Annotated in this window: 15 protein-coding genes; 12 read left to right on the top strand and 3 right to left on the bottom strand. The window is 72.1% G+C overall.

The features are described 5' to 3' along the window. The first annotated feature begins 15 nt into the window (after nucleotides 1-15). The 7 genes from WME96_RS06515 to WME96_RS06485 all read left to right on the top strand — a co-directional run bounded on the left by WME96_RS06515 (nucleotide 16) and on the right by WME96_RS06485 (nucleotide 9,228). Nucleotides 16-1,071 carry a hypothetical protein gene (locus tag WME96_RS06515; protein WP_437289299.1) on the top strand — a complete coding sequence of 352 codons (1,056 nt, stop codon included), beginning with the start codon at nucleotides 16-18 and terminating at the stop codon, nucleotides 1,069-1,071. 66 nt (nucleotides 1,072-1,137) lie between these two features. Continuing rightward, complete coding sequence (locus WME96_RS06510) at nucleotides 1,138-3,090, top strand: DUF2169 domain-containing protein (RefSeq protein WP_437289298.1); 1,953 nt, start codon at nucleotides 1,138-1,140, stop codon at nucleotides 3,088-3,090. A 138-nt stretch (nucleotides 3,091-3,228) separates the two neighbouring features. Further along, nucleotides 3,229-5,559: a type VI secretion system Vgr family protein gene (locus WME96_RS06505; RefSeq protein WP_437289297.1), complete on the top strand. Its 2,331-nt coding sequence runs from the start codon at nucleotides 3,229-3,231 to the stop codon at nucleotides 5,557-5,559. Between the two features lie 27 nt (nucleotides 5,560-5,586). Beyond that, the gene (locus WME96_RS06500) at nucleotides 5,587-6,036 is read left to right on the top strand and encodes a hypothetical protein (RefSeq protein WP_437289296.1); all 450 of its coding nucleotides are present in this window, start codon (nucleotides 5,587-5,589) and stop codon (nucleotides 6,034-6,036) included. Nucleotides 6,037-6,050: 14 nt separating this feature from the next. Further along, nucleotides 6,051-7,040: a DUF2169 domain-containing protein gene (locus WME96_RS06495; protein ID WP_437289295.1), complete on the top strand. Its 990-nt coding sequence runs from the start codon at nucleotides 6,051-6,053 to the stop codon at nucleotides 7,038-7,040. 8 nt (nucleotides 7,041-7,048) lie between these two features. After that, entirely contained in the window at nucleotides 7,049-8,068 is a 1,020-nt protein-coding gene (locus WME96_RS06490) for a hypothetical protein (protein ID WP_437289294.1), read from the top strand. Then, the gene (locus tag WME96_RS06485; RefSeq protein ID WP_437289293.1) at nucleotides 8,065-9,228 is read left to right on the top strand and encodes a DUF2169 family type VI secretion system accessory protein; all 1,164 of its coding nucleotides are present in this window, start codon (nucleotides 8,065-8,067) and stop codon (nucleotides 9,226-9,228) included. Before WME96_RS06490 ends, WME96_RS06485 begins: the two co-directional genes overlap by 4 nt. A gap of 45 nt (nucleotides 9,229-9,273) precedes the next feature. Here WME96_RS06485 and WME96_RS06480 read toward each other — a convergent pair whose 3' ends face one another. Continuing rightward, nucleotides 9,274-10,683 carry a sensor histidine kinase gene (locus WME96_RS06480; RefSeq protein WP_437289292.1) on the bottom strand — a complete coding sequence of 470 codons (1,410 nt, stop codon included), beginning with the start codon at nucleotides 10,681-10,683 and terminating at the stop codon, nucleotides 9,274-9,276. A 318-nt stretch (nucleotides 10,684-11,001) separates the two neighbouring features. Beyond that, nucleotides 11,002-12,114 carry a DNA alkylation repair protein gene (locus WME96_RS06475; protein WP_437289291.1) on the bottom strand — a complete coding sequence of 371 codons (1,113 nt, stop codon included), beginning with the start codon at nucleotides 12,112-12,114 and terminating at the stop codon, nucleotides 11,002-11,004. Nucleotides 12,115-12,268: 154 nt separating this feature from the next. Between WME96_RS06475 and WME96_RS06470 the strand changes: the two genes are divergently transcribed. From WME96_RS06470 to WME96_RS06450, 5 genes are all read left to right on the top strand, one after another. Then, nucleotides 12,269-13,006, top strand: coding sequence for a helix-turn-helix transcriptional regulator (locus WME96_RS06470; protein WP_437289290.1), 738 nt, complete (start codon nucleotides 12,269-12,271; stop codon nucleotides 13,004-13,006). 145 nt (nucleotides 13,007-13,151) lie between these two features. Beyond that, nucleotides 13,152-14,258: a substrate-binding domain-containing protein gene (locus WME96_RS06465; protein WP_437289289.1), complete on the top strand. Its 1,107-nt coding sequence runs from the start codon at nucleotides 13,152-13,154 to the stop codon at nucleotides 14,256-14,258. Nucleotides 14,259-14,293: 35 nt separating this feature from the next. Beyond that, a complete protein-coding gene (modA, locus tag WME96_RS06460) occupies nucleotides 14,294-15,124 on the top strand; it encodes a molybdate ABC transporter substrate-binding protein (RefSeq protein WP_437289288.1) in 831 nt (276 codons plus the stop codon). Next, nucleotides 15,121-15,930 carry an ABC transporter permease gene (locus WME96_RS06455; RefSeq protein WP_437289287.1) on the top strand — a complete coding sequence of 270 codons (810 nt, stop codon included), beginning with the start codon at nucleotides 15,121-15,123 and terminating at the stop codon, nucleotides 15,928-15,930. Before modA ends, WME96_RS06455 begins: the two co-directional genes overlap by 4 nt. Next, a complete protein-coding gene (locus tag WME96_RS06450; RefSeq protein WP_437289286.1) occupies nucleotides 15,930-16,685 on the top strand; it encodes an ABC transporter ATP-binding protein in 756 nt (251 codons plus the stop codon). The genes WME96_RS06455 and WME96_RS06450 overlap by 1 nt, the downstream gene beginning before the upstream one ends. 77 nt (nucleotides 16,686-16,762) lie before the next feature. On the opposite strand, the gene WME96_RS06445 is transcribed toward WME96_RS06450, so the two are convergent. Beyond that, on the bottom strand, nucleotides 16,763-19,192 hold the full coding sequence (locus tag WME96_RS06445) for an ATP-binding cassette domain-containing protein (RefSeq protein ID WP_437289285.1): 2,430 nt from the start codon (nucleotides 19,190-19,192) through the stop codon (nucleotides 16,763-16,765). Between the last annotated feature and the right edge of the window lie 7 nt (nucleotides 19,193-19,199).

Genomic DNA, 19,199 nt, shown 5'->3' with positions numbered 1-19,199 from the left:
GTTAGACTTCACCCGATGGTCTTCCGCGAGCCCGCCTTCCGCCGCGCCTCGGGCAGCGTCGGCTACGGTCCGTTTCCCATCCGCGGCGCGCGCCTCCTCTTCTCCGTCCTGCTGCTCCTCGGCGCCATCGTCGTCTCGATCGTCGCGCTCTCGAAGGACCACCTCGCCTGCACGCCCGGCGCGCGGTGCGTCCTGACGCGCGCGATGACCTCCAGGACGATCGGGTTTCCCATGTCCGCGCTGCGCGACGTGCGCGTCGACGTCAGGCGGGGGTCGAAGGGAGGCAGCCTCGGCGTGGTCGTCCTCATCCTCGACGGCGGTCACCAGGTCTCCTTGCAGCAGGTGAGCCACGAGCGGGCCGCCGAGGTCGCGACGATCGTCCGCGCGAGCCTCGCGGGCGAGCAGCGGATCGACGTCACCCTGCGCGGCCCGTGGTGGATCCTCCCGCTCGCGATCGGGATGCTCGCGATGGGGCTCACGATGGCGTACTCGGCGACCAAGGGGCTCGGGCGGTTCCGTCTCGAGATCACGCGCGGCGGCGCCGCGCTCCGGGCCCGGCGGTTCGTCCTCGGGATCCCGGTCTCGTCCCACGAGGTCTCCCTCGAGGGCGTCACCGACGTCCGCGTCGAGGGCGGGACGCTCGGGGAGATGTGGCTCGGCCGAGGAGAGGCGCCCTCGCCGGCCGGGCGCATCGTCCTCGTCGACCGCTCCGGCGCGGCGCGCCCGCTCACCGAGGCCGTGTTCCCCGGCCAGGCCGTGCACCTGCGCGCGGCCGCCGAGCTGCGGGCGCTCCTCGGGATCGAGCGAGAGCGCCACGGCGTCGAGGAGCAGCTCGCGTCGCTGCCGCTCACCAGGACGCCGCTCGGGACGCGCGTCGCGGTGGCGTGGGCCGGCACGACCGTCGGCGCGATCGCCGGCGTCGGGCTCCTCGGGCTCGCGGGCGTCGCGCTCGGCCTGCTCCGCACGAGCGATCCGATCGAGGCGTGGCTCATCGCGGTCGGCGGCGGCGGCGGCGCGATCGCGGGAGTCGCCCTCGCCCTCTATCTCACACGAGCTCGGCCGCCGCGCTGAGCGCCTGTCGTCGCAGCTCGGCTTTCATCATCGGTCGATCGCGAGCCCACGCTAGACTCGCCCTGCATGGATGTCGTCTCGGCCTGTCCTCTCCGCGTCGCGTCGAGCCTCTGGCAGCCGCGGGCCGGCGCGTGGGCGCTCACGATCGTCTGCAAGGCGACCTACACGCTCGCGCCGGGCGAGTCGCTGCTCGCGCTGGAGCAGGACGAGCCCACCGGCGCGGAGTTGTACTGGGAGGACGACGAGCACCGCAGCCTGGTCCTCGGGAGCGATCTGGCCCCTTTCAAGCGGCGCGCCGACGTGCTCGTCGTGGGGCACGCGTACGCGCCCGGATCGCGCCCGGTCACGTCGCTGCTCGCGCGGCTCGCGGTGGGCGCGATCGACAAGTCGATCGCGGTGTTCGGAGATCGCGTGTTCACCCCGGATGGGGCGCTGAGCGAGCCAGTGCCGTTCGCGAAGATGTCACTCCGATGGGAGCGCGCCGCCGGCGGGGCCGGCACCGCGAACCCGGTGGGCGTACCGCCGCCGGGCGCGGCGCCCGACAGGCGGGCAATGACGCCCGCGCCCAACCTCGAGATGCCGGGCGCTCACGTCACCGGCCGCCGCGACGCCATCGAGCCGGTGGGCTTCGGGCCGATCGCCCCGAGCTGGCCAGGCAGGGCGCACAAGCTGGGGTGGCACGCGGCGACATGGAATCACGCGCGCTGGAGCGAGCGGCCGCTGCCCGATGACATCGACGCGGGCTATTTCAACGCGGCGCCGCCCGATCAGCAGATGGACGAGATCTGCCCCGACGAGCGGATCGTGCTGGAGAACCTGCACCCCGCGCACGCGCGGCTGATCACGAGGCTCCGGGCCGTGGTGCCGCGCGCCGTCGTGGCGCGGGGCGGCGCCCCGGCGCAGGAGAGGAAGCTCCGGTGCGACACGCTGTGCATCGACACCGACCGGGGGACCTGCTCGCTGACGTGGCGGGGATATGTCCTCCTGGACCACCCGCAGCAGGCGGGCCGGGTGGAGATCTCGCTCGCGGAGGAGCCGCGAGGGCTTGTCATCGCCGCGGCGGCCAGCGCGCTCGACGTCGCCGGTACGCTCCCCGCGTCGCTCGCGCTGCAGCCGCCCGAGGTGCTCCCGTTCGCGGGGACCACGGAGATCCCGCCCCTCGTGTCGCTCGCGCTGCAGCCGCGCGAGGTGCTCCCGTTCGCGGGGGCCACGGAGTTCCCGACCCCCGTGCCGGACGCCGTGCCGTCGCGCGCCGTGCTCCCGTTCGCAGGGACCACGGAGCTCCCGCCCCCTTCGCCGCCACGATCCCAGCCCGGCGCGCCGCGCGTGCCGTCGTCCCCCTTCTCGCCGGAGCCCATCCTGCACGACCCCGTGCGCGCGGAGACCGTCGCGCCGAGCGCGCCTCCCCCCATCGCCGAGCCGCCGCGGCTCGGCCCGCTGGCGGCGCTCGGGGCTCCTCCGCGCCCGGAGCCGCAGGAGTCGGAAGCGCCGGAGGACCCCGCGCCCCCCACGCGCGGGGCGGAAGCGCCGGAGGAGCCCGCGCCCCCCACGCACGGGGCGGCGCCGGCGCCGACAGCGGACCTGCGCGAACCGACGATCGAGGAGGTCTCCGTCGAGGCGTGCGCCGCGCTCGACGCCTCGCTGGCGCTGCGCCCGCACGAGAAGGATCGCATCCTGAGAGAGAGCCGGCTCGATGAGCCCGCATGGGCGCGGCTCCGCGCCGCCTGGGCGGCGGAGATCAAGCGCGAGCTGCGGCGAGGCCGGAACGAGCTGCTCCGCACCTACGACGCGGCCTATGTAGCGCAGCTCGAGAGAGAGCGCGGGCCCATCTCCGCCGATGAGCTCGCGCGCATCACCGTGGGCGCGGAGCGCGGTGATCTCGCGGACGCGCTGCGCGACGTCGGGCTGCCCGACGAGAGCGCGATTCGCATCCAGCGGACGTGGATCGCCAGGATCGCCCGCGACGCGGCGCTCGGCGATGAGGTGCGCAAGGCGGTGACGAGAGCGCGAGCGGGGTGAGCCGGAGCCGGCGGCACGGGCGCGTCCGGGCATTCCGCGCGCGTTCGCGCGCTTGCAGCCGTTACCACGCTCACGTAGCATCGCCCGCCTGTCCGTCGTGCGTCGGCCCCCCGGCGAAAACCAGGATGAGATGAGGTCATGACCACCCCCTCTTCACACCTCTTGTCGGTCCAGGTCGCCTCCGGCGACTCGCTCGATGTGCGGCAGTTCCAGATCACCGAGCAGATCTCGAAGCTGTTCTCGGTGTCCATCCTCGCGCACAGCGTCAATCCGGACATCGATTTCGATGCGATCGTGGGGTATCCCGCGTCGTTCACCGCGCACTTCGGCGCGGAGGTGCCGGCCTCGCGGACATGGGCCGGCATCTGCACGTCGCTGCAGCAGGTCGCGGTCGAGCCGGACGGCGTCTCCACGTACCAGGTCGACATCGCGCCGTCCCTCTGGTTCCTGACGCAGCGCCGGCGCAACCGCATCTTCCAGCACCTCTCGGAGCTCGGGATCGTGGAGAAGATCCTGGACGAATGGAGCATCCCGTTCGACAGGCGCACCTCGCTCGAGCACAAGAAGCGCAAGTACCGCGTCCAGTACGGGGAGAGCGATTTCGTCTTCATCTCGCGGGTGCTCGAGGACGCGGGCATCAGCTTCTACTTCGACGCCGCCTCCGGCGACAGCAAGCTGGTGCTCTGCGACGCTCCGCAGGGCAACGAGACGCGTCGGCCGATCCGGTTCATCGACGCGCCGGGCGGCCGCGACCTGGAGCACGTCACCGCGGTGCGCGTCGGCCGCAAGGTCCGACCGGGGAAATACACGCTGCGCGATCAGGATTACCGCAGACCGCCGACGTACCGTCTGATGCAGTCCGGGACCGGCGGCACCGCGCCGGAGCAAGGGCTCGAGCGATACCATTATGTGCCCGGCGCGTTCCTGTTCGAGAGCGGGAAGGGAGACGATACGCCGGCCGCCGACGACAAGGGGAAATACCGCACGGACGAGAAGATCGGGACCGAGCTCGCGCAGCGGCGGCTCGACGCCAAGCGCGTGACGGCGCGGACCGTCCAGTTCGAGACGAACTGCCTCGACGTCGCGCCGGGCGTGATCGTCACCTTCCTCGATCACCCGAAGAGCGAGGTCTCGACCGGCAAGCGGCTCCTCGTCACCTCGGCGGAGATCTCCGGCACGTACGGCGGGGAGTGGTCGCACGCCTGCAGGGCAGTCAGCGCGGACATGCCTTATTATCCGCCGCTCTCCACGCCCAAGCCCAGGACCCAGGGCGTCGAGACGGCCACCGTCGTCGGGCCGCCCGGCGAGACGCTCCACGTGGACGAGTTCGGGCGCGTGCGCGCGCAGTTCCACTGGGACCTGGAGGGAGCGATGGACGACGCCTCCTCGTGCTGGATCCCCGTCTCGCAGACGGGGGCGGGCGGCGGCTTCGGCCACGTGAACCTCCCGCGCGTCGGCCAGGAGGTGATCATCGACTTCCTGGGCGGCGACCCCGACAGGCCGGTCGTCGTGGGCCGCGTCTACACCAACCTGCAGAAGGTGCCTTACTCGCTCCCCGCGATGAAGACCCAGAGCGGGTGGAGGAGCCAGACGATCGGCGGGTCTGGCTACAACGAGGTCATGTTCGAGGACGCGCCCGGCCGCGAGCTCATGCGCGTCCAGGCCGAGCGGGACGCGACGAAGCTGGTCAAGCACGATGAGTCCAACACCGTCTGCAACGATCGCACGACGACCATCGGGAACAACGACTGCCTGACGGTCGGCAACGATCGCACCCACACGGTCGGCAACAACGAGTCCATCCAGATCGGCAACTCCCAGACGATCCTCATCGGCGTCAACCAGTCGATCACGGTCGGCGCGGATCAGACGATCACGCTCCCGGCCGGCAACCAGACGGAGACCATCACCGGCAACCGGACCTTCACGCTCACGGGCGATCTCACCGAGACGATCACCGGCAACAGCGCGCTCACGCAGGTCGGCAATCAGACCGAGCAGGTGACGGGCGACTCCTCGCGCACGCAGACAGGCAGCCAGTCGGTCACGCTGGTCGGGGATCGCACGCACATCCAGGTCGGCAGCCAGGCCGAGCTGCAGGCGGGGAACCAGAGCTCGCTCCAGTTCGGCGATCGGCTCGACCTGCAGGTCGGCAGCCGCAAGGACTTCCAGCTCGGCAGCCGGCTCGACGTCCAGCTCGGCGGCACCACCCGCATCGAGATCGGCGCCCTGAGCGACACCGTCGTCGGCGCGCGCACCGAGGGGACGACCGCCGACTCCACCGAGAACGTCGGCGCGGCCAAGAACGTCAACTCCGCCACCTGGACCGTGACCACCGGCGCGGCGAAGGTCGACGGCGGAGCGTCGTTCGAGGCGAGCGGCGCCGCGGTCAAGGTGACCGGCGGCGCCATCAACATCGAGGCCGGCGGCGAGACCGTCATCAAGGGCAGCATCATCCGCCTCAACTGAGAGCAGCGTGATTCCAGCGAGGACCCGATGAGCGCTCACGACCCGGAAGACATCGCCCCTGCCGACCCCGCGCCCGACGCGGACGTCGGCGCCGCGCCCCACACCGTCGCCCTCGCGCACGGCCACTCCCTGGTGGTCGAAGGGGGACAGGAGCACAACCGCCTCCAGCTCGTGGACCCGAGCGGCGCCGCGCACCTCGAGATCTCCATCGGTCCGGAGGGCATCCGCCTCGTGGTGCGCGGGGCCGGCCTCTCCCTGGCGACGACGGGCGCGCTCGCGATCGAGGCCGATAGCCTGTCGCTCCACGGCAAGAACGGCATCTCGCTCACGACGGAGGGGGACGCCCGCGTCGAGGCCGCCGGCCGCCTCGAGACCGTCGGGCGCAGCCAGCTCATCCGCTCGGCGCGCGGCAACGTGCGCATCCAGGCCAACGACGACGTAGAGGTCACGGGCGAGCGCGTCCGGCTGGGCTCCTGACCGGATCGAGGGGCATGGAGCTCGAGAACCACACCCGCTTCAGCGCGCGGCTCTTCCGCACGGCCATCGACGACGATCGCATCGCGGCGTCGCTCGTGACCAAGATCACCTACGAGCTCCGGGGGACCGAGCTCGTGCCCAGCGAGGAGCAGCCCTGGCGGATCTCGGCGGAGCCGTGGGAGAGCGAGTACGGCGTCATCGACACCGATCAGCTCTTTTACCGCGGCGGCGTCGACCTCTTCCTCTTCGGCCACGCGCGCCCGGAGAAGCCCGGAACGACGCGGTTCACCCTCTCCATCCTCGTCGGCCGCGAGTGGAAGCGGGAGGTCGCTGTCTCCGGCGTGCGGGTGTGGCGAAAGGGCCTGTCCGGGCTCTCAGCGACATCACCGCTCCCGATCGAGGCCATTCCGCTCACGATGGCCTATGCGTACGGCGGCAGGGACGTGTGGGACGGGCTGGACGTGCCCTATCCGCTCAACCCGGACGGGATCGGCTGTTATCTCTGGCCGCACAGCGCCGAGGACAGGCCGCTCCCGAACCTGGAGGAGCCCGACCAGCTCATCTCGTCGTGGGACGACAGGCCGCTGCCCGCGGGCGTGGGCCCCTGCCCGCCCATGAGCGGGATCCGCCTCGCGCGCCTCGCCGGGCCGTCGCTCCACGCGCACGCGGCCGGCGCGCCCGACGCCGCGGCCGCGGGGCCGCCCATCCAGTTCGACGCCACGTTCTTCAACGCGGCCCACCCGCGCATGATCGTGCCCTCGATCGAGCCGGGCACGCGCATCGCCGTGGACGGGGTCACGGGCGGGGCGCCGCTCGTCATCGACCTGCCCGAGGTCCGCCCGCGCGCCCGCGTGCGCTTCGAGGACGAGATGGACGAGCGCCCGCTCTCCATCGACCAGGTCGGCATCGAGGCGGACAGGGGTCGCGTCTTCGTCAGCTATCGATTCCCCTTCCGGTACGTCGTGGTCCCCGAGCAGATCCGCGAGGCGCACCTCTTCCTCTGAGGCCGATCATGTACTGCAACGTCCTCGTCCACGTGAACCCGATGATCGGCCTCGACCCGCACACGGCGCTCCCGCCGCCGGTCGGCCTGCCGCTCATCCCGATCTACGCCCACATCACCGGCGCGTTCAACCACTGGGCGATCTGGGGCTTCGCCACGGCGAAGGACAGCTCCATCGTGCTGTGCGATGGCAACAAGACGATGCAGCGGGGGACGGACATCGGCTTCTTCGTCATCCACGTCCCGATACCGCTCATCCCCCACTTCCTGCTCCCCATCTGGAACACGCTCACCGGGTCCAAGTCGGAGTTCGGCGTCAACGCCGTGCTGGTGGAGGACGCGCCGGTCGCGGTGGCGGTCGCCAAGATCGTCAACCTCAACCTCAACTGCTTCGGGTACACGTCGCCGCTGCCGGGCGTGGGGGTCGTGATCACGTGGACGAGCGTCCAGGCGGCCATGTCGCTGGCCGACTTCCTGGCGGGGCTCGCCGCGGCGGTCGTCGACTGGGCGATCCAGGCCCTCGTGAACAAGCTCACGGCGACCAAGGCGTTCGGCCGGTTCGTCGACCGGATCACCGGCCCGCTGTGGCGCCGCATCGCGCCCGGGCTCGTGGAGCGCCTGCCGTCGGGCACGATGCTCGGCTCTGCCTTGCATGCCACGGGGTGGAACCGGTCCGCCGCGTACTTCGCGGGCAACGTCCCTGCCGCGGCGATCAGCATCCTGGGGCACGGGTCGCCGCTCGGGTATTCGGCCCCCTGGACGCTGGGCGGCGGCGCCAACTTCGGCGACACCTCGTATTTCGACCCGTCCGGGTGGGCGCACGGCGCCGTGTACGACTACTTCAACAGCCCCTCGGTGCCCCAGTATCCGTCCGCGCCCGCGGGGCCCGTGCCCGTGCCCGCGCCGGGCCCCGCGCCGACCCCGCCGTCGCCCTCCACCGCGACCCCTGCGCCGACCGCGCCGGCGCCGCCCACGCCGACCCCCGCGCCGACCCCGGCCCCGGCGCCCACGCCGACAGGCAGGCGATGAAAGAATCGTTCTCCAGCCCCGGCCTCACGGCGCGCCAGCTCTCGGCGAAAGATCCCGAGGGCGGGCAGATCCTCTCCGTGGTCTGCAAGCGAACGTACAGCGTCGATGGCCGCGGCCGCCTGTCGCGCGCGTCCGAGCAGGTCCCGCTGTTCGAGGACTTCATCCTGGATCCAGCCGCGCCCGCGGTCATCGTGCACGACACCGACCTCGTCGCCTTCAAGCCCCTCACCGACGTGCTGGTGCTGGGCCACGCGTACGCGCCCGGTCCTGCCTCGTCCCTCCTCACGGCGGTGCGCGTCGGCGAGCGCTCGAAGCAGGTGCTCGTGCTCGGCGACAGGCGCGCCGCGCTGTCGCACACGGGGCGCCTCTTGTTCTCGGATCCGGCGCCGTTCGAGCGCATGCCGCTCGGCTACGATCGGGCTTACGGCGGCATCGACGCCGTGGCCGAGGCGCGGCTCGGCGATCCCACCGCGCCGATCAAGGCGTGCATGCCGCGCGAGGCGCAGGGCCCCGGCGCGAGCGAGTACAGCTACCCGCGCAACTTCGCGGGGAAGGGCTACCTGATCGAGGCCACGCCGGACGCGGTGGAGGCCCTCGTCCTGCCCAACCTGGAGGACCCCGAAGACCGGCTCACGCCGGAGCGGATGGTCGTGGGCAGCACCCGGGCGTGGCCGAGGATGCCGCTCCCCGCGTCGTACGGCGCGCTGGATTACGGGTGGTTCCCTCGCTTCGGGTACATGGGGGTCGTGCCGCTCCACGATCAGGAGCACGCCGTGTTCCAGGAGGTGCGGCGCGGCTTCGCGCCCACGTCCGTCCTGAAGGAGACCTTCCTGAGCCCGGACCACGACATCGACTTCCGCTTCACGTGCTGCGGATCTCTGGGTTTACAGCTCCCGCACCTCGCGGGCGACGAGGAGCTCGTGCTCTACAACCTGCACCCGCGGCACCCGAAATGGGAGATCCGGCTCCCCGGCGAGCGGCCGGAGATCGCCACGGATGGCCGCAATGGCAAGATGAACAAGGCCGATCCGGTGATCCAGACGGTCACGATCGAGCCCGATCACGATCGCGTCACCGTGGTGTGGCGGGGCGCGGCCAGGGCGATCCGTCCCTACATGCCGACGGAGCTGGAGAAGATGCCGCTCCGCGTGGCGTGGTGAGCGTGGCCGTCGCGCATCCGCGGTGAAGAGCGGACGGCTGCGGCCTCAGGCCGGGTGGAACGGCGCTCCGATCTCCTCGGCCGGAGCCTCGCGTCCAGCCGGCTCCACGAGCGGGAGCGTGAAATAGAACCGGGCGCCGCGCCCCACCTCGCTCTCCGCCCAGATACGGCCCTTGTGCGCGTCGATGATCCCCTTGGCGATGTAGAGCCCCAGCCCGGTGCCCTTCTTGCCGGGCGTCTCGTCCTTCCAGTACCGCTCGAAGATGCTCGGGAGGTTCTCGCGGGGGATACCGGGCCCTGTGTCGGCGACGGCGAAGCAGGCCATCGCCCCCTCCCGGTGCACGGACAGGGTGACGCGACCGCCCTGGGGCGTGAACTTCAGCGCGTTCCCGAGGAGGTTCGACAGCACCTGGAGCACGCGCTCCCGCTCCGCGCTGATCATGAGGCCGGGCTCCTTCACGCCGTGATCGAACCGGACCTGTCTGGACTCGGCGAGGGGCCCGAACACCTCCAGCGTCTCGCGCAGGAGATCGTCCACCGCGCACGGCGCCAGCGTCACGCTGAACTTGCTGGCCTCGATCGTCGTCACGTCGAGCATGGTCCGGATGAGGTGCTCCATCCGCTTGGCGACGTGCTCCATCGACTCCGCGTGATGCCGCACCCTCTCCGAGTCGCTCGTCTTCCGTAGCAGCGCCGCCTTCAGCGTGATGGCGCCGAGCGGGTTGCGCAGGTCGTGGGCCACGATGCCCATGAGCTCGTCGCGCGCCGCCACCGCCCTGCGCGCGGCCTCGCGCGCCTCCCGCACCTGGTTGTACGAGCGGCCGAGGCGGTTCGTGAAGTACCAGGCGATCCCGAAGCCCGCGAGCACCAGCGAGCCCAGCAGGGTATACAGCCGCACCTCCAGCTGGTCCAGATCCGCCCTCGCCTTGTCGTAACGCGCCGTGAGCTGGTCTTCCTTGTGCTCGACGAGGCGAGCGAGGGAGCCATCGAGCTCGCGGCGGAGCGGCATCAGCTCCTCGTCGAGCCGGCGCACGAGCGGACTCGCGTCCTCGAATCGAGCCTGTCGCCGGGCCGTGAACAGCTCTTCCTGGAGCCGCATGAAGCGCCTGGCCGTCTGCTCGACCTCCTCGACGAGCTGGAGCGCCGTCGGGCTGAGCGTCCGGCGGAGCGCGCGGACGTTCTCGTCGAAGCGCGCCGTGGAGTCCTGGGCGGCTCTCAGGAAGCTGTCGTCTCCGGAGATCTGGTAGCCCCTGCCGTTCACCATCGCGAGCTCGCAGTTCCACCGGAGCCGCTTCACGAGCGTGATCTCGTGCTCCTCGGCGCGGAGCCAGACGATCTGAGCGTCTGCCACGGACGAGAATCGTCGCACCGAGAACGCCATCCCGGCCGCCAGGAGCAAGGTCAGGAGGGCGTAGCCTACCCTCGCCTTGGCCTCGAAGCGCGACCGCGTCGGCATGACTCTTCAGGAAGGGTTCCTCTCAAGAACCAGGCCGAACGGCGCGAAGCGCAGGAGGGCCCCGGCGCCGTGGCGGAGAGCGGCGGAAGGCGCGCCGCCGACGGACAGGCGTGCCGCAGGCGCCTCGAGAAATCGCGACCCCCCCGAGAATGGGGAGCCTCGTTCGTCGCGCTCTGTGCTGGATCGACACAGCGCGAGCGGCCTCGGCGCGCGGGGAGCCCGCCGGAGCGCGCGATGAGCCTGCCCGCGGTGAGCCGTCCGCTGCGCGCCCCGTGAACAGGCCGGCGCCATCGCGCCGCGCAGGCCGCCCGCGCACCGTCACCGGCAGACCTCGAATTGCCCGAGGGGGTGCGGTACGCCGTTGACCATCGCGTCGATGCGGTGGCGACCGGGATAGTGGCGACGGGTCGTCATCTCCTCGAAGGAGACCTTGCCGGCTATCTCGGCGCGACCCGACGGCGGGAGCACGAGCTTCCGCAGCTTGAACACCCTCGGCCGGGTCGACCCGTTCGCCTTCACGAAGTGCACGGCGCAGTCGACGAGCAGCTCCTGGTCGCGCGGCGCCGTCGACGTGATCTCGAACGAGAAGCGGAGCTCTCCGCCGAGCTTCACCGGTCGCGGGGACAGAGACACGCTCGCGACCTCGACCCGCGGCTCCTCTGCGAAGCCGAGCGCGTCGAGCGCGCCGCGATCGCCCTTCTTGACGAGCGAGCGCAGCGCGTGGCCCACGATCCATCGCCGCCCGGGCGGCGCGTCGTCGAGCCACCGCCGGCAGAGGTCCGCCGCGAGGGTCGGATGGTCCTTGCTGATGTCATTGATGTTGTTGGCGACGGAGCGCTGCACGTACCGTTCGGGGTCGTCCTTCAGGAGCTCGAGCAGCTCGATGACCGGGCCTGGGTCCTGCTGGAAGGCGCGGAGCCGCGGGGCCCACGGCAGCCGTGGACGCGTCCCCTCGGAGACCAGCCGCCGCACATGGACGTTCGGGTCGGTGGCCCACGCGCGGAGCCGGCGCATCGTCGCGTCGGCGTGCCGCGTCAGGAACGAGCGGATGCTGAACTCCGCGGAGAACCGCTTCGTCAGCTCGTATTGCGCGGTCATCGCGTCCTCGAAGTGGTCGAGCCCGCGCTTCGCGACATAGAACACGTGCGGCATGTACTGCAACGGTGCGAGGCCGAACGCGTCGCTCCGGCCGAGCTCGGGCCCGAGGGAGGCGACGATCACCTGCGCCGCCTCCGGAAAGGGCTGCGGCAGGTGGTGGTGCATGACGTCCGCGATGTGGGAGGCGCGGCCCGTGAGCTCCAGGTCGGCGAGGCTGGCCAGGCAGTCGCGGGCGAAGCCTCGCTCGTCGAGGCCGGGATGCGCCGAGCGGAGATCGCGGGCGATCGAGCGGACGCACCGCTCGTCGAAGAGGTCTTTCAGCCTGTCAGCCATGGGCATGGGCCCCCGCCGGCGAGGACGCCGCGCTCACGACGACGCGCCCGCGCAGCGCACCGACCGCACCGACGCCGAGGCCGGCCCACCAGGTCTTCGTTGTGCTGGACATGGGCGTTGACTAGCGTGAGACCCTGACAGATTCTGTCACCATATGTCCCGCGCCCTCCGCGTCATGGAGCTCTCCGACGTGCTTCGCGCGCGGGGAGCGACGACGGTCGGCGAGCTGGCCGCCACGCTCGGGGTCAGCGCCCGTACGGTGCGCAGGGATCTCGCGACGCTGCGGGAGCGCGGCATCGACATCGAGGGCGAGGCCGGCCCCGGCGGGGGGATCCGGCTCGGCGCGGGCCGGGGCGTCACCGCCGTGCACCTCTCGGTCGCCGAGATCGTGACGCTCTGGCTCGCCGCGCGCCTCTCCCAGGCCGCGAGCGATCTTCCGTGGAGCAGCGCCGCCAGCTCCGCGCTGACCAAGCTGCTCAGCAGCCTCCCTCCGGAGCGAGCGCGAGAGCTGCGCGCCCTCTGCCGGAGGGTCATCGTCGGCGAGCCGGCGAGCGCGCCCGTGCTCGCCGGCGCCGGGGCGCCTCCCGCAGAGCTGGTGAGGCTGTTCGAGGAGTCGTTCTCCTCCGGCGTCGGCCTCGGGTTCGACTACCGCGATCGCGAGGGGAAGCCGTCGATGCGGCGCGTGGAGCCGCACGGCCTCCTGGTCCAGAGTCCTGTCTGGTACGTGCTCGCCCTGGACACGGGGAAGAACGAGCCACGCATGTTCAGGATGGATCGCATCTCGCGGCCCCGTGTCCTGCGGGAGATCGGCTTTCGTCCGAACGCCGACGTCATCTGGGCTCTCTTGCCGAGGGAATGCGCGTGGCGGCCGCTCCTCGGCGACCGTTCATGAGCGCCGAGCGGGGCGACCCGGCCCTGTGGGCCAGGCGCGCATCCTGCCCACGGCCCCACGGGCGCAGGGCGGCGGCCGGTCCGGGCGTCGAGGGGCACGCCAGGTGATGGCAAGCACACTTTCCCTGGTGTAAAGGATCCGCTCCATGGCCGACCGAGCTGCGAACCGGGTCCGCGAGCAGCGCGAGGCGCGCGGGCTGTCGCAGATCGCGCTCGCCGAGCGCGCCGGCCTCACGCGGCAGAGCGTGGGCGCCATCGAGGCGGGCCGCGCCACCCCGGCGGTCGACGTCGCGCTGCGCGTCGCGAGGGCCCTCGATTGCAAGGTCGAGGACCTGTTCGGCGCGCCGGGCGCGGCGACGCTCGTGACCGCCGAGGCGGACGGCCCGCCGGCGCCGGGCCGCGCCGCGATGGCGCGCATCGGGGGCCGCTGGGTCTCCTACGCGCTCGCGCAGGACGCGGTGCGGGTGGCCGCGGACGGCATCGTGACCGGCGACCGGCGCGGGAAGGCGTGCGTCGAGCCCCTCCGGGCGCTCGCCGAGGTCGAGGAGAACGTCGTCCTGATGGGCTGCGCGGCCGGCCTCGGGCTGCTGGCCGACCGGCTCAACACGAGGCCCGGGCCGGGGCGGTTCCTGTGGTTCCCCCGCTCGAGCACCGCGGCCCTCCGCGCGCTGGCCGGGCAGCGCACCCACGTCGCGGGCGTTCATCTGGTCGACGCGCGCACCGGCGAGGCGAACGTCGCCGACGTCCGCCGGCTCGGTCACGCCGAGCCGATCGTCCTCATCACGCTGGCGCGCTGGGAGGCGGGCCTCGTCGTTCGCGGCGAGGACACGGACCGCATCCGCGGCGCGGCCGACCTGGGCCGCCCTGGCCTGCGCCTCGCCGGCCGCGAGGCGGGCGCCGGCGCCCAGCGGCTCCTCGAGCGCGAGGTGCGGGCGCACGGCATGCCGATCGAGCTCGCGCGCAGGCCGCAGGTGCGGCTCACCGGCCACCTCGACGTCGCGCGCGCCGTGGCGATGGGCGCGGCGGACACGGGCGTCGCGACGCGCGACGCCGCGATGGCGTTCGGGCTCGGCTTCGTCGCGCTGGCCGAGGAGCGCTACGACCTCGCGTTCCCGCGCGAGGCGCTCGGCGACGCGCGGGTCCAGCGCCTGCTCGACGTCCTCGTCTCGGCGGAGTTCCGCCGCGAGCTCTCGGTGCTCGGCTACGACGTACGCCCGGCGGGCGAGCGGGTCGCGGAGGTCCGGGCGGCATGACGGGGCCGGCGGAGGCATCGAACCGAGGCATGCAGATGCGTCGTTCCCGGAGGCGTTTCTTGCGGTGTCTACCGCCCCTGTTGCTCGCGGCGTGCATCGTCTCGGGCGTCGGCTGCGGGCGCTCGGAGCCGGCGCCCGTGAAGGGCGAGGACAGGCTCGTCGTCTTCGCGGCCGCCTCGCTCCGCGACGTGTTCACCGCGATGGGCGGGGACTTCGAGCGCGCTCACGCCGGCGTCGAGGTCACGTTCAACTTCGCCGGCACGCAGGAGCTCCGCGCGCAGCTCGAGCACGGCGCCGCGGCCGACGTGTTCGCCTCGGCGGATCAGCGCCACATGGACGAGCTGGTGAAGGCCGGGCGCGCGGTGAGCCCCGTCGTCTTTGCCCGCAACGAGCCGGTGATCGTCGTCGCGCGGGAGAGCGCCGGGGCGATCCGGGGGCTCGCGGATCTCCCCGCCGCGTCCCGCGTCGTGCTCGGCGCCCAGGAGGTCCCGATCGGCCGCTACACGCTGGAGATCCTCGATCGCGCCTCCGCGTCCCTGGGCGCGGATTTCCGCGCGCGCGTGGAGGGCAAGGTCGTCTCGCGCGAGCTCAACGTGCGCCAGGTGCTGACCAAGGTGCGGCTCGGCGAGGCGCAGGCCGGCGTCGTCTACCGGACGGACGCGCAGGCGGCGCAGGACGGCGTGACCGTCGTGGCCATCCCGCCCGAGATCAACGTCATCGCCGCGTACCCGATCGCGGTCGTGGCCGGCACCGCGCACGCCGGCCTCGCGCGGGCGTGGGTCGACTTCGTCCTGTCGGAGGCCGGGCAGCGCGCGCTGCGGGGCGCCGGGTTCCTGGCGCCCGCCGGGGGCGGCCCGGGCCCGTGAGCGCGCGCCTCCGCGCAGAGCGGGCCGCGCTGGCCGCCGTCGGCGCGGTCCTCGTGGCGTTCCTGGCCGTCCCGGTCCTGGCGCTGTTCGCGACGGCCACGGCGGCGGACATCGAGCAGGGGCTCCGCCATCCGCTCGTGGGGCCCGCGCTGCGCCTCAGCCTGCTCACGACCTCGGCGAGCCTCGTCCTCGTGGTCGTCCTCGGGACGCCGCTCGCCTGGACGCTGTCGCGCGCGCGCGGGCGGCTCGCGCGCGCGGTCGAGACGGCGGTGCAGCTCCCCATCGTGATCCCGCCCGCGGTGGCGGGCGTGGCCATGCTGCTCGCGTTCGGGCGGCGCGGGCTCCTGGCCGGGTGGCTCTACCCGGAGGGGTGGTCCGTGACGTTCACGACCGCCGCCGTCGTCATGGCCGAGGTGTTCGTGTCGGCGCCGTTCTTCGTGCAGGCGGCGGTCAGCGCGTTCCGGCGGATCGACGCGAAGCTCCTCGTCGTGGCGCGGACGTTCGGCGCGTCGCCGCTGCGGGTGTTCTTCCGCGTGGCGCTGCCGCTCGCGGCGCCGGCGCTGGTCGCGGGGGCGGCGATGAGCTGGGCCCGCTCCCTCGGCGAGTTCGGCGCGACGCTCATGTTCGCCGGCAACCTGCAGGGCAGGACGCAGACGCTGCCGCTCGCCATCTACACGGCGCTCGAGTCGGACATGCGCGCCGCGCAGGCGCTCTCGATGATCCTTGTCGTCGTGGCGTTCGCGCTGCTCCTGTTCGTGCGGGCCGTGGCGCGGCGCTCGACCGAGCCGCCGGAGGCGGCGCTGTGATGGAAGCGCCGAGCCTGCGCGCGCGCGTGGCCGCGCGGATCGGGCGTTTGCGCCTCGACGTGGGGCTCGAGACCGGGCGTGGAACGCTGGCGCTGGTGGGGCCCAACGGCTCCGGGAAGACGAGCCTTCTCTCGCTGCTCCTCGGCGTGCTGCCCGTGGAGCGAGGGCGGGTGGAGGTCGGAGGCGCGGTGCTCCTCGACACGGAGGCGGGGGTCGACGTGCCCGTCGAGGAGCGCGGGATTGGCTATGTCCCGCAGGACTATGCGTTGTTCCCGCACCTCACCGTGCGTGAGAACGTCGCGTTCGCGGTGAGGAGCGCGGCCTCGCGGCGGAACGGCGTGGACAGCGCTGCCCGCGGCGAGCGCGTGGACGCGATGCTCCACGAGCTCGGCATCGCCGCGCTCGCCCGCCGCCGGACGCAGGCGCTCTCCGGGGGCGAGCAGCAGCGCGTGGCCCTCGCGCGCGCGCTCTCCGTGGGCCCGCGCGCGCTGCTGCTCGACGAGCCGCTCGCCGCGCTCGACGTCCATTCCCGCCGCGAGGTCCGGACGTTCCTTGCGGACTACCTGCGGGCGCTCGCCTTGCCGACGGTCGTCGTCACGCACGACGCGGCGGACGCGCGGCTCCTCGCGCACCGCGTCGCCGTGCTCGAGGCGGGGCGCGTGACGCAGGCGGGGACGTGGGAGGAGCTCGCGGCCCGGCCGGCGTCGCGCTTCGTGGAGGAGCTCGTCGCGTCGGCGCGCGGCGGCGGGGAGTAGCCGCTCGGCGCGATGGGCGGCGATCCGTCGCCGGGCCTGGCGCGCTCAGCGGCCGGAGGTCACGGGCGTGTTCCAGCTCATGGGGACCTCGTCTCGAGACGAGCCCGACGCGCTTCAGGCACGCTTGCTCGGACCGCCTTCGGACCGCCGCCGACGAACGCCGCCAGGTGCTCGCCGGTCAGCGTCGACCTCGCCGCCACCAGGTCGGCCGGGGTGCCTTCGAACACGATCCTCCCGCCGTCGTGGCCCGCGCCCGGCCCGAGGTCGATGATCCAGTCGGCGTGCGCCATCACCGCCTGGTGGTGCTCGATCACGATGACCGACTTGCCGGCGTCGACCAGCCGGTCCAGCAGCCCGAGGAGCTGCTCGAGGTCGGCCAGGTGCAGCCCGGTGGTCGGCTCGTCGAGCACGTAGACGCCGCCGTCAGCCCCCATGTGCGTCGCGAGCTTGAGCCGCTGCCGCTCGCCACCTGACAGCGTGGTGAGCGGCTGGCCGAGCCGCAGGTAGCCGAGCCCCACATCGGCCATGCGCTGCAGGATCGCGTGCGCGGCCGGCGTACGCGCCTCGCCGGCGCCGAAGAAGCCGACCGCTTCCTGGACCGACAGATCGAGCACCTCGGCGATGTTGAGCTTGCCGAGCCGGTATTTCAGGACCGACGCCTGGAACCGCCGGCCCTCGCAGTCCTCGCAGACCGTGGTGACGCCGGCCATCATCGCGAGGTCGGTGTAGATCACCCCGGCGCCGTTGCAGGTCGGACAGGCGCCCTCGGAGTTGGCGCTGAACAGGGCGGGCTTGACGCCGTTCTCCTTCGCGAACGCCTTGCGGATCGGCTCCAGCAGATCGGTGTACGTCGCCGGGTTGCTCCGTCGCGAACCGCGGATCGGGGTCTGGTCGACCGACACCACCCCGTCCCGGTTCGACACCGAACCATGGATCAGGGAGCTCTTGCCCGACCCGGCCACGCCGGTCACCACCACCAGCACGCCGAGCGGGATGTCGACGTTGACGTTCTTCAGGTTGTGCGCGCTGGCGCCGCGCACCTTCATCACACCCGACGGCTTCCGCACCGACGGCTTCAGGGAGGCCCGGTCGCTCAGGTGACGCCCGGTGAGCGTGCCGCTCTTCCGCAGCCCATCCACGGTGCCCTCGAAGACCACCTCGCCGCCGCCGGTGCCGGCGCCTGGGCCGAGGTCGACCACGTGGTCGGCGATCGCGATCACCTCCGGCTTGTGCTCGACCACGAGGACGGTGTTGCCCTTGTCGCGCAGCCGCAGCAGCAGATCGTTCATCCGCTGGATGTCGTGCGGGTGCAGGCCGACCGTCGGCTCGTCGAAGACGTAGGTCACGTCGGTGAGCGACGACCCGAGGTGGCGGATCATCTTGGTGCGCTGCGCCTCACCGCCCGACAGCGTGCCTGTCGGCCGGTCGAGGCTGAGGTAGCCGAGGCCGATCTCCACGAACGAGTCGAGCGTATGCCGCAGCGCGGTGAGCAGCGGCGCGACGGACGGCTCGTTCAGATCGCGCACCCACCCGGCCAGCTCGCTGATCTGCATCGCGCAGGCTTCGGCGATGTTGATCTTCTTGATCTTGGACGACCGGGCGGCCTCGCTGAGCCGGGTGCCCTGGCACTCGGGACAGGTGCTGAACGTGGCAACGCGCTCCACGAACGCTCGGACGTGCGGCTGCAGCGAGTCGAGGTCCCTGGACAGCATCGACTTCTGGATCTTCGGGATCAGCCCCTCGTAGGTCAGGTTGATGCCGTCGACCTTGATCTTGGTGGGCTCCTTGTGGAGCAGGTCGTGGAGCTCCTTCTTGGTGAACTTACGGATCGGCTTGTCCGCGTCGAAGAAGCCGCAGCCGTTGAAGATGCGGCCGTACCAGCCATCCATGCTGTAGCCGGGGATCGTGATCGCCCCCTCGTTGATCGACTTGCTCTCGTCGTATATCTGCTTGAGGTCGATGTCGCTGACCGACCCCATGCCCTCGCATCGCGGGCACATGCCGCCGGTGCGGGTGAAGACGACCTTCTCGGCCTTCTTCCCCCCCTTCTCGACCGTGATCGCTCCGGCCGCGCGGACCGACGGGACGTTGAAGGCGAAGGCCCCGGGCCCGCCGATGTGCGGCTTGCCGAGGCGGCTCCACAGCACGCGAAGCATCGCGTTCGCGTCGGTCACCGTGCCGACCGTCGAGCGGGGATTACCGACAAGCCGCTCCTGGTCGATGATGATCGCGGTCGTCAGCCCTTGAAGGACGTCGACCTCGGGCCTGGCCAGCGTCGGCATGAACCCCTGCACGAACGCGCTGTAGGTCTCGTTGATCAGCCGCTGCGACTCCGCCGCGATGGTTCCGAACACCAGCGACGACTTGCCCGATCCCGAGACGCCGGTGAACACCGTCAGCCGGCGCTTCGGGAGCTCGACGCTGATGTCCTTGAGGTTGTTCTCCCGGGCGCCCTGGACGCGGATGAGGTCGTGGCTGTCTGCGGGGTGTTGGTTGGAGGAGGTCATGTTCGCG

Origin of the sequence: Sorangium sp. So ce406 (assembly GCF_051474675.1) — a bacterium.
Classification (GTDB): Bacteria; Myxococcota_A; Polyangia; order Polyangiales; family Polyangiaceae; genus Sorangium; species Sorangium cellulosum_G.
Note: the sequence above shows the minus strand (reverse complement) of the source record. Positions and strands in the feature narration are given on the sequence as shown.

Excerpts from the sequence above, each read along its gene's own strand:
- WME96_RS06515 (WP_437289299.1), top strand. The coding sequence starts at position 16 with ATGGTCTTCCGCGAGCCCGCCTTCCGCCGCGCCTCGGGCAGCGTCGGC.
- WME96_RS06510 (WP_437289298.1), top strand. The coding sequence starts at position 1,138 with ATGGATGTCGTCTCGGCCTGTCCTCTCCGCGTCGCGTCGAGCCTCTGG.
- WME96_RS06505 (WP_437289297.1), top strand. The coding sequence starts at position 3,229 with ATGACCACCCCCTCTTCACACCTCTTGTCGGTCCAGGTCGCCTCCGGC.
- WME96_RS06500 (WP_437289296.1), top strand. The coding sequence starts at position 5,587 with ATGAGCGCTCACGACCCGGAAGACATCGCCCCTGCCGACCCCGCGCCC.
- WME96_RS06495 (WP_437289295.1), top strand. The coding sequence starts at position 6,051 with ATGGAGCTCGAGAACCACACCCGCTTCAGCGCGCGGCTCTTCCGCACG.
- WME96_RS06490 (WP_437289294.1), top strand. The coding sequence starts at position 7,049 with ATGTACTGCAACGTCCTCGTCCACGTGAACCCGATGATCGGCCTCGAC.
- WME96_RS06485 (WP_437289293.1), top strand. The coding sequence starts at position 8,065 with ATGAAAGAATCGTTCTCCAGCCCCGGCCTCACGGCGCGCCAGCTCTCG.
- WME96_RS06480 (WP_437289292.1), bottom strand. The coding sequence starts at position 10,683 with ATGCCGACGCGGTCGCGCTTCGAGGCCAAGGCGAGGGTAGGCTACGCC.
- WME96_RS06475 (WP_437289291.1), bottom strand. The coding sequence starts at position 12,114 with ATGGCTGACAGGCTGAAAGACCTCTTCGACGAGCGGTGCGTCCGCTCG.
- WME96_RS06470 (WP_437289290.1), top strand. The coding sequence starts at position 12,269 with ATGTCCCGCGCCCTCCGCGTCATGGAGCTCTCCGACGTGCTTCGCGCG.
- WME96_RS06465 (WP_437289289.1), top strand. The coding sequence starts at position 13,152 with ATGGCCGACCGAGCTGCGAACCGGGTCCGCGAGCAGCGCGAGGCGCGC.
- modA (WP_437289288.1), top strand. The coding sequence starts at position 14,294 with ATGCGTCGTTCCCGGAGGCGTTTCTTGCGGTGTCTACCGCCCCTGTTG.
- WME96_RS06450 (WP_437289286.1), top strand. The coding sequence starts at position 15,930 with ATGGAAGCGCCGAGCCTGCGCGCGCGCGTGGCCGCGCGGATCGGGCGT.
- WME96_RS06445 (WP_437289285.1), bottom strand. The coding sequence starts at position 19,192 with ATGACCTCCTCCAACCAACACCCCGCAGACAGCCACGACCTCATCCGC.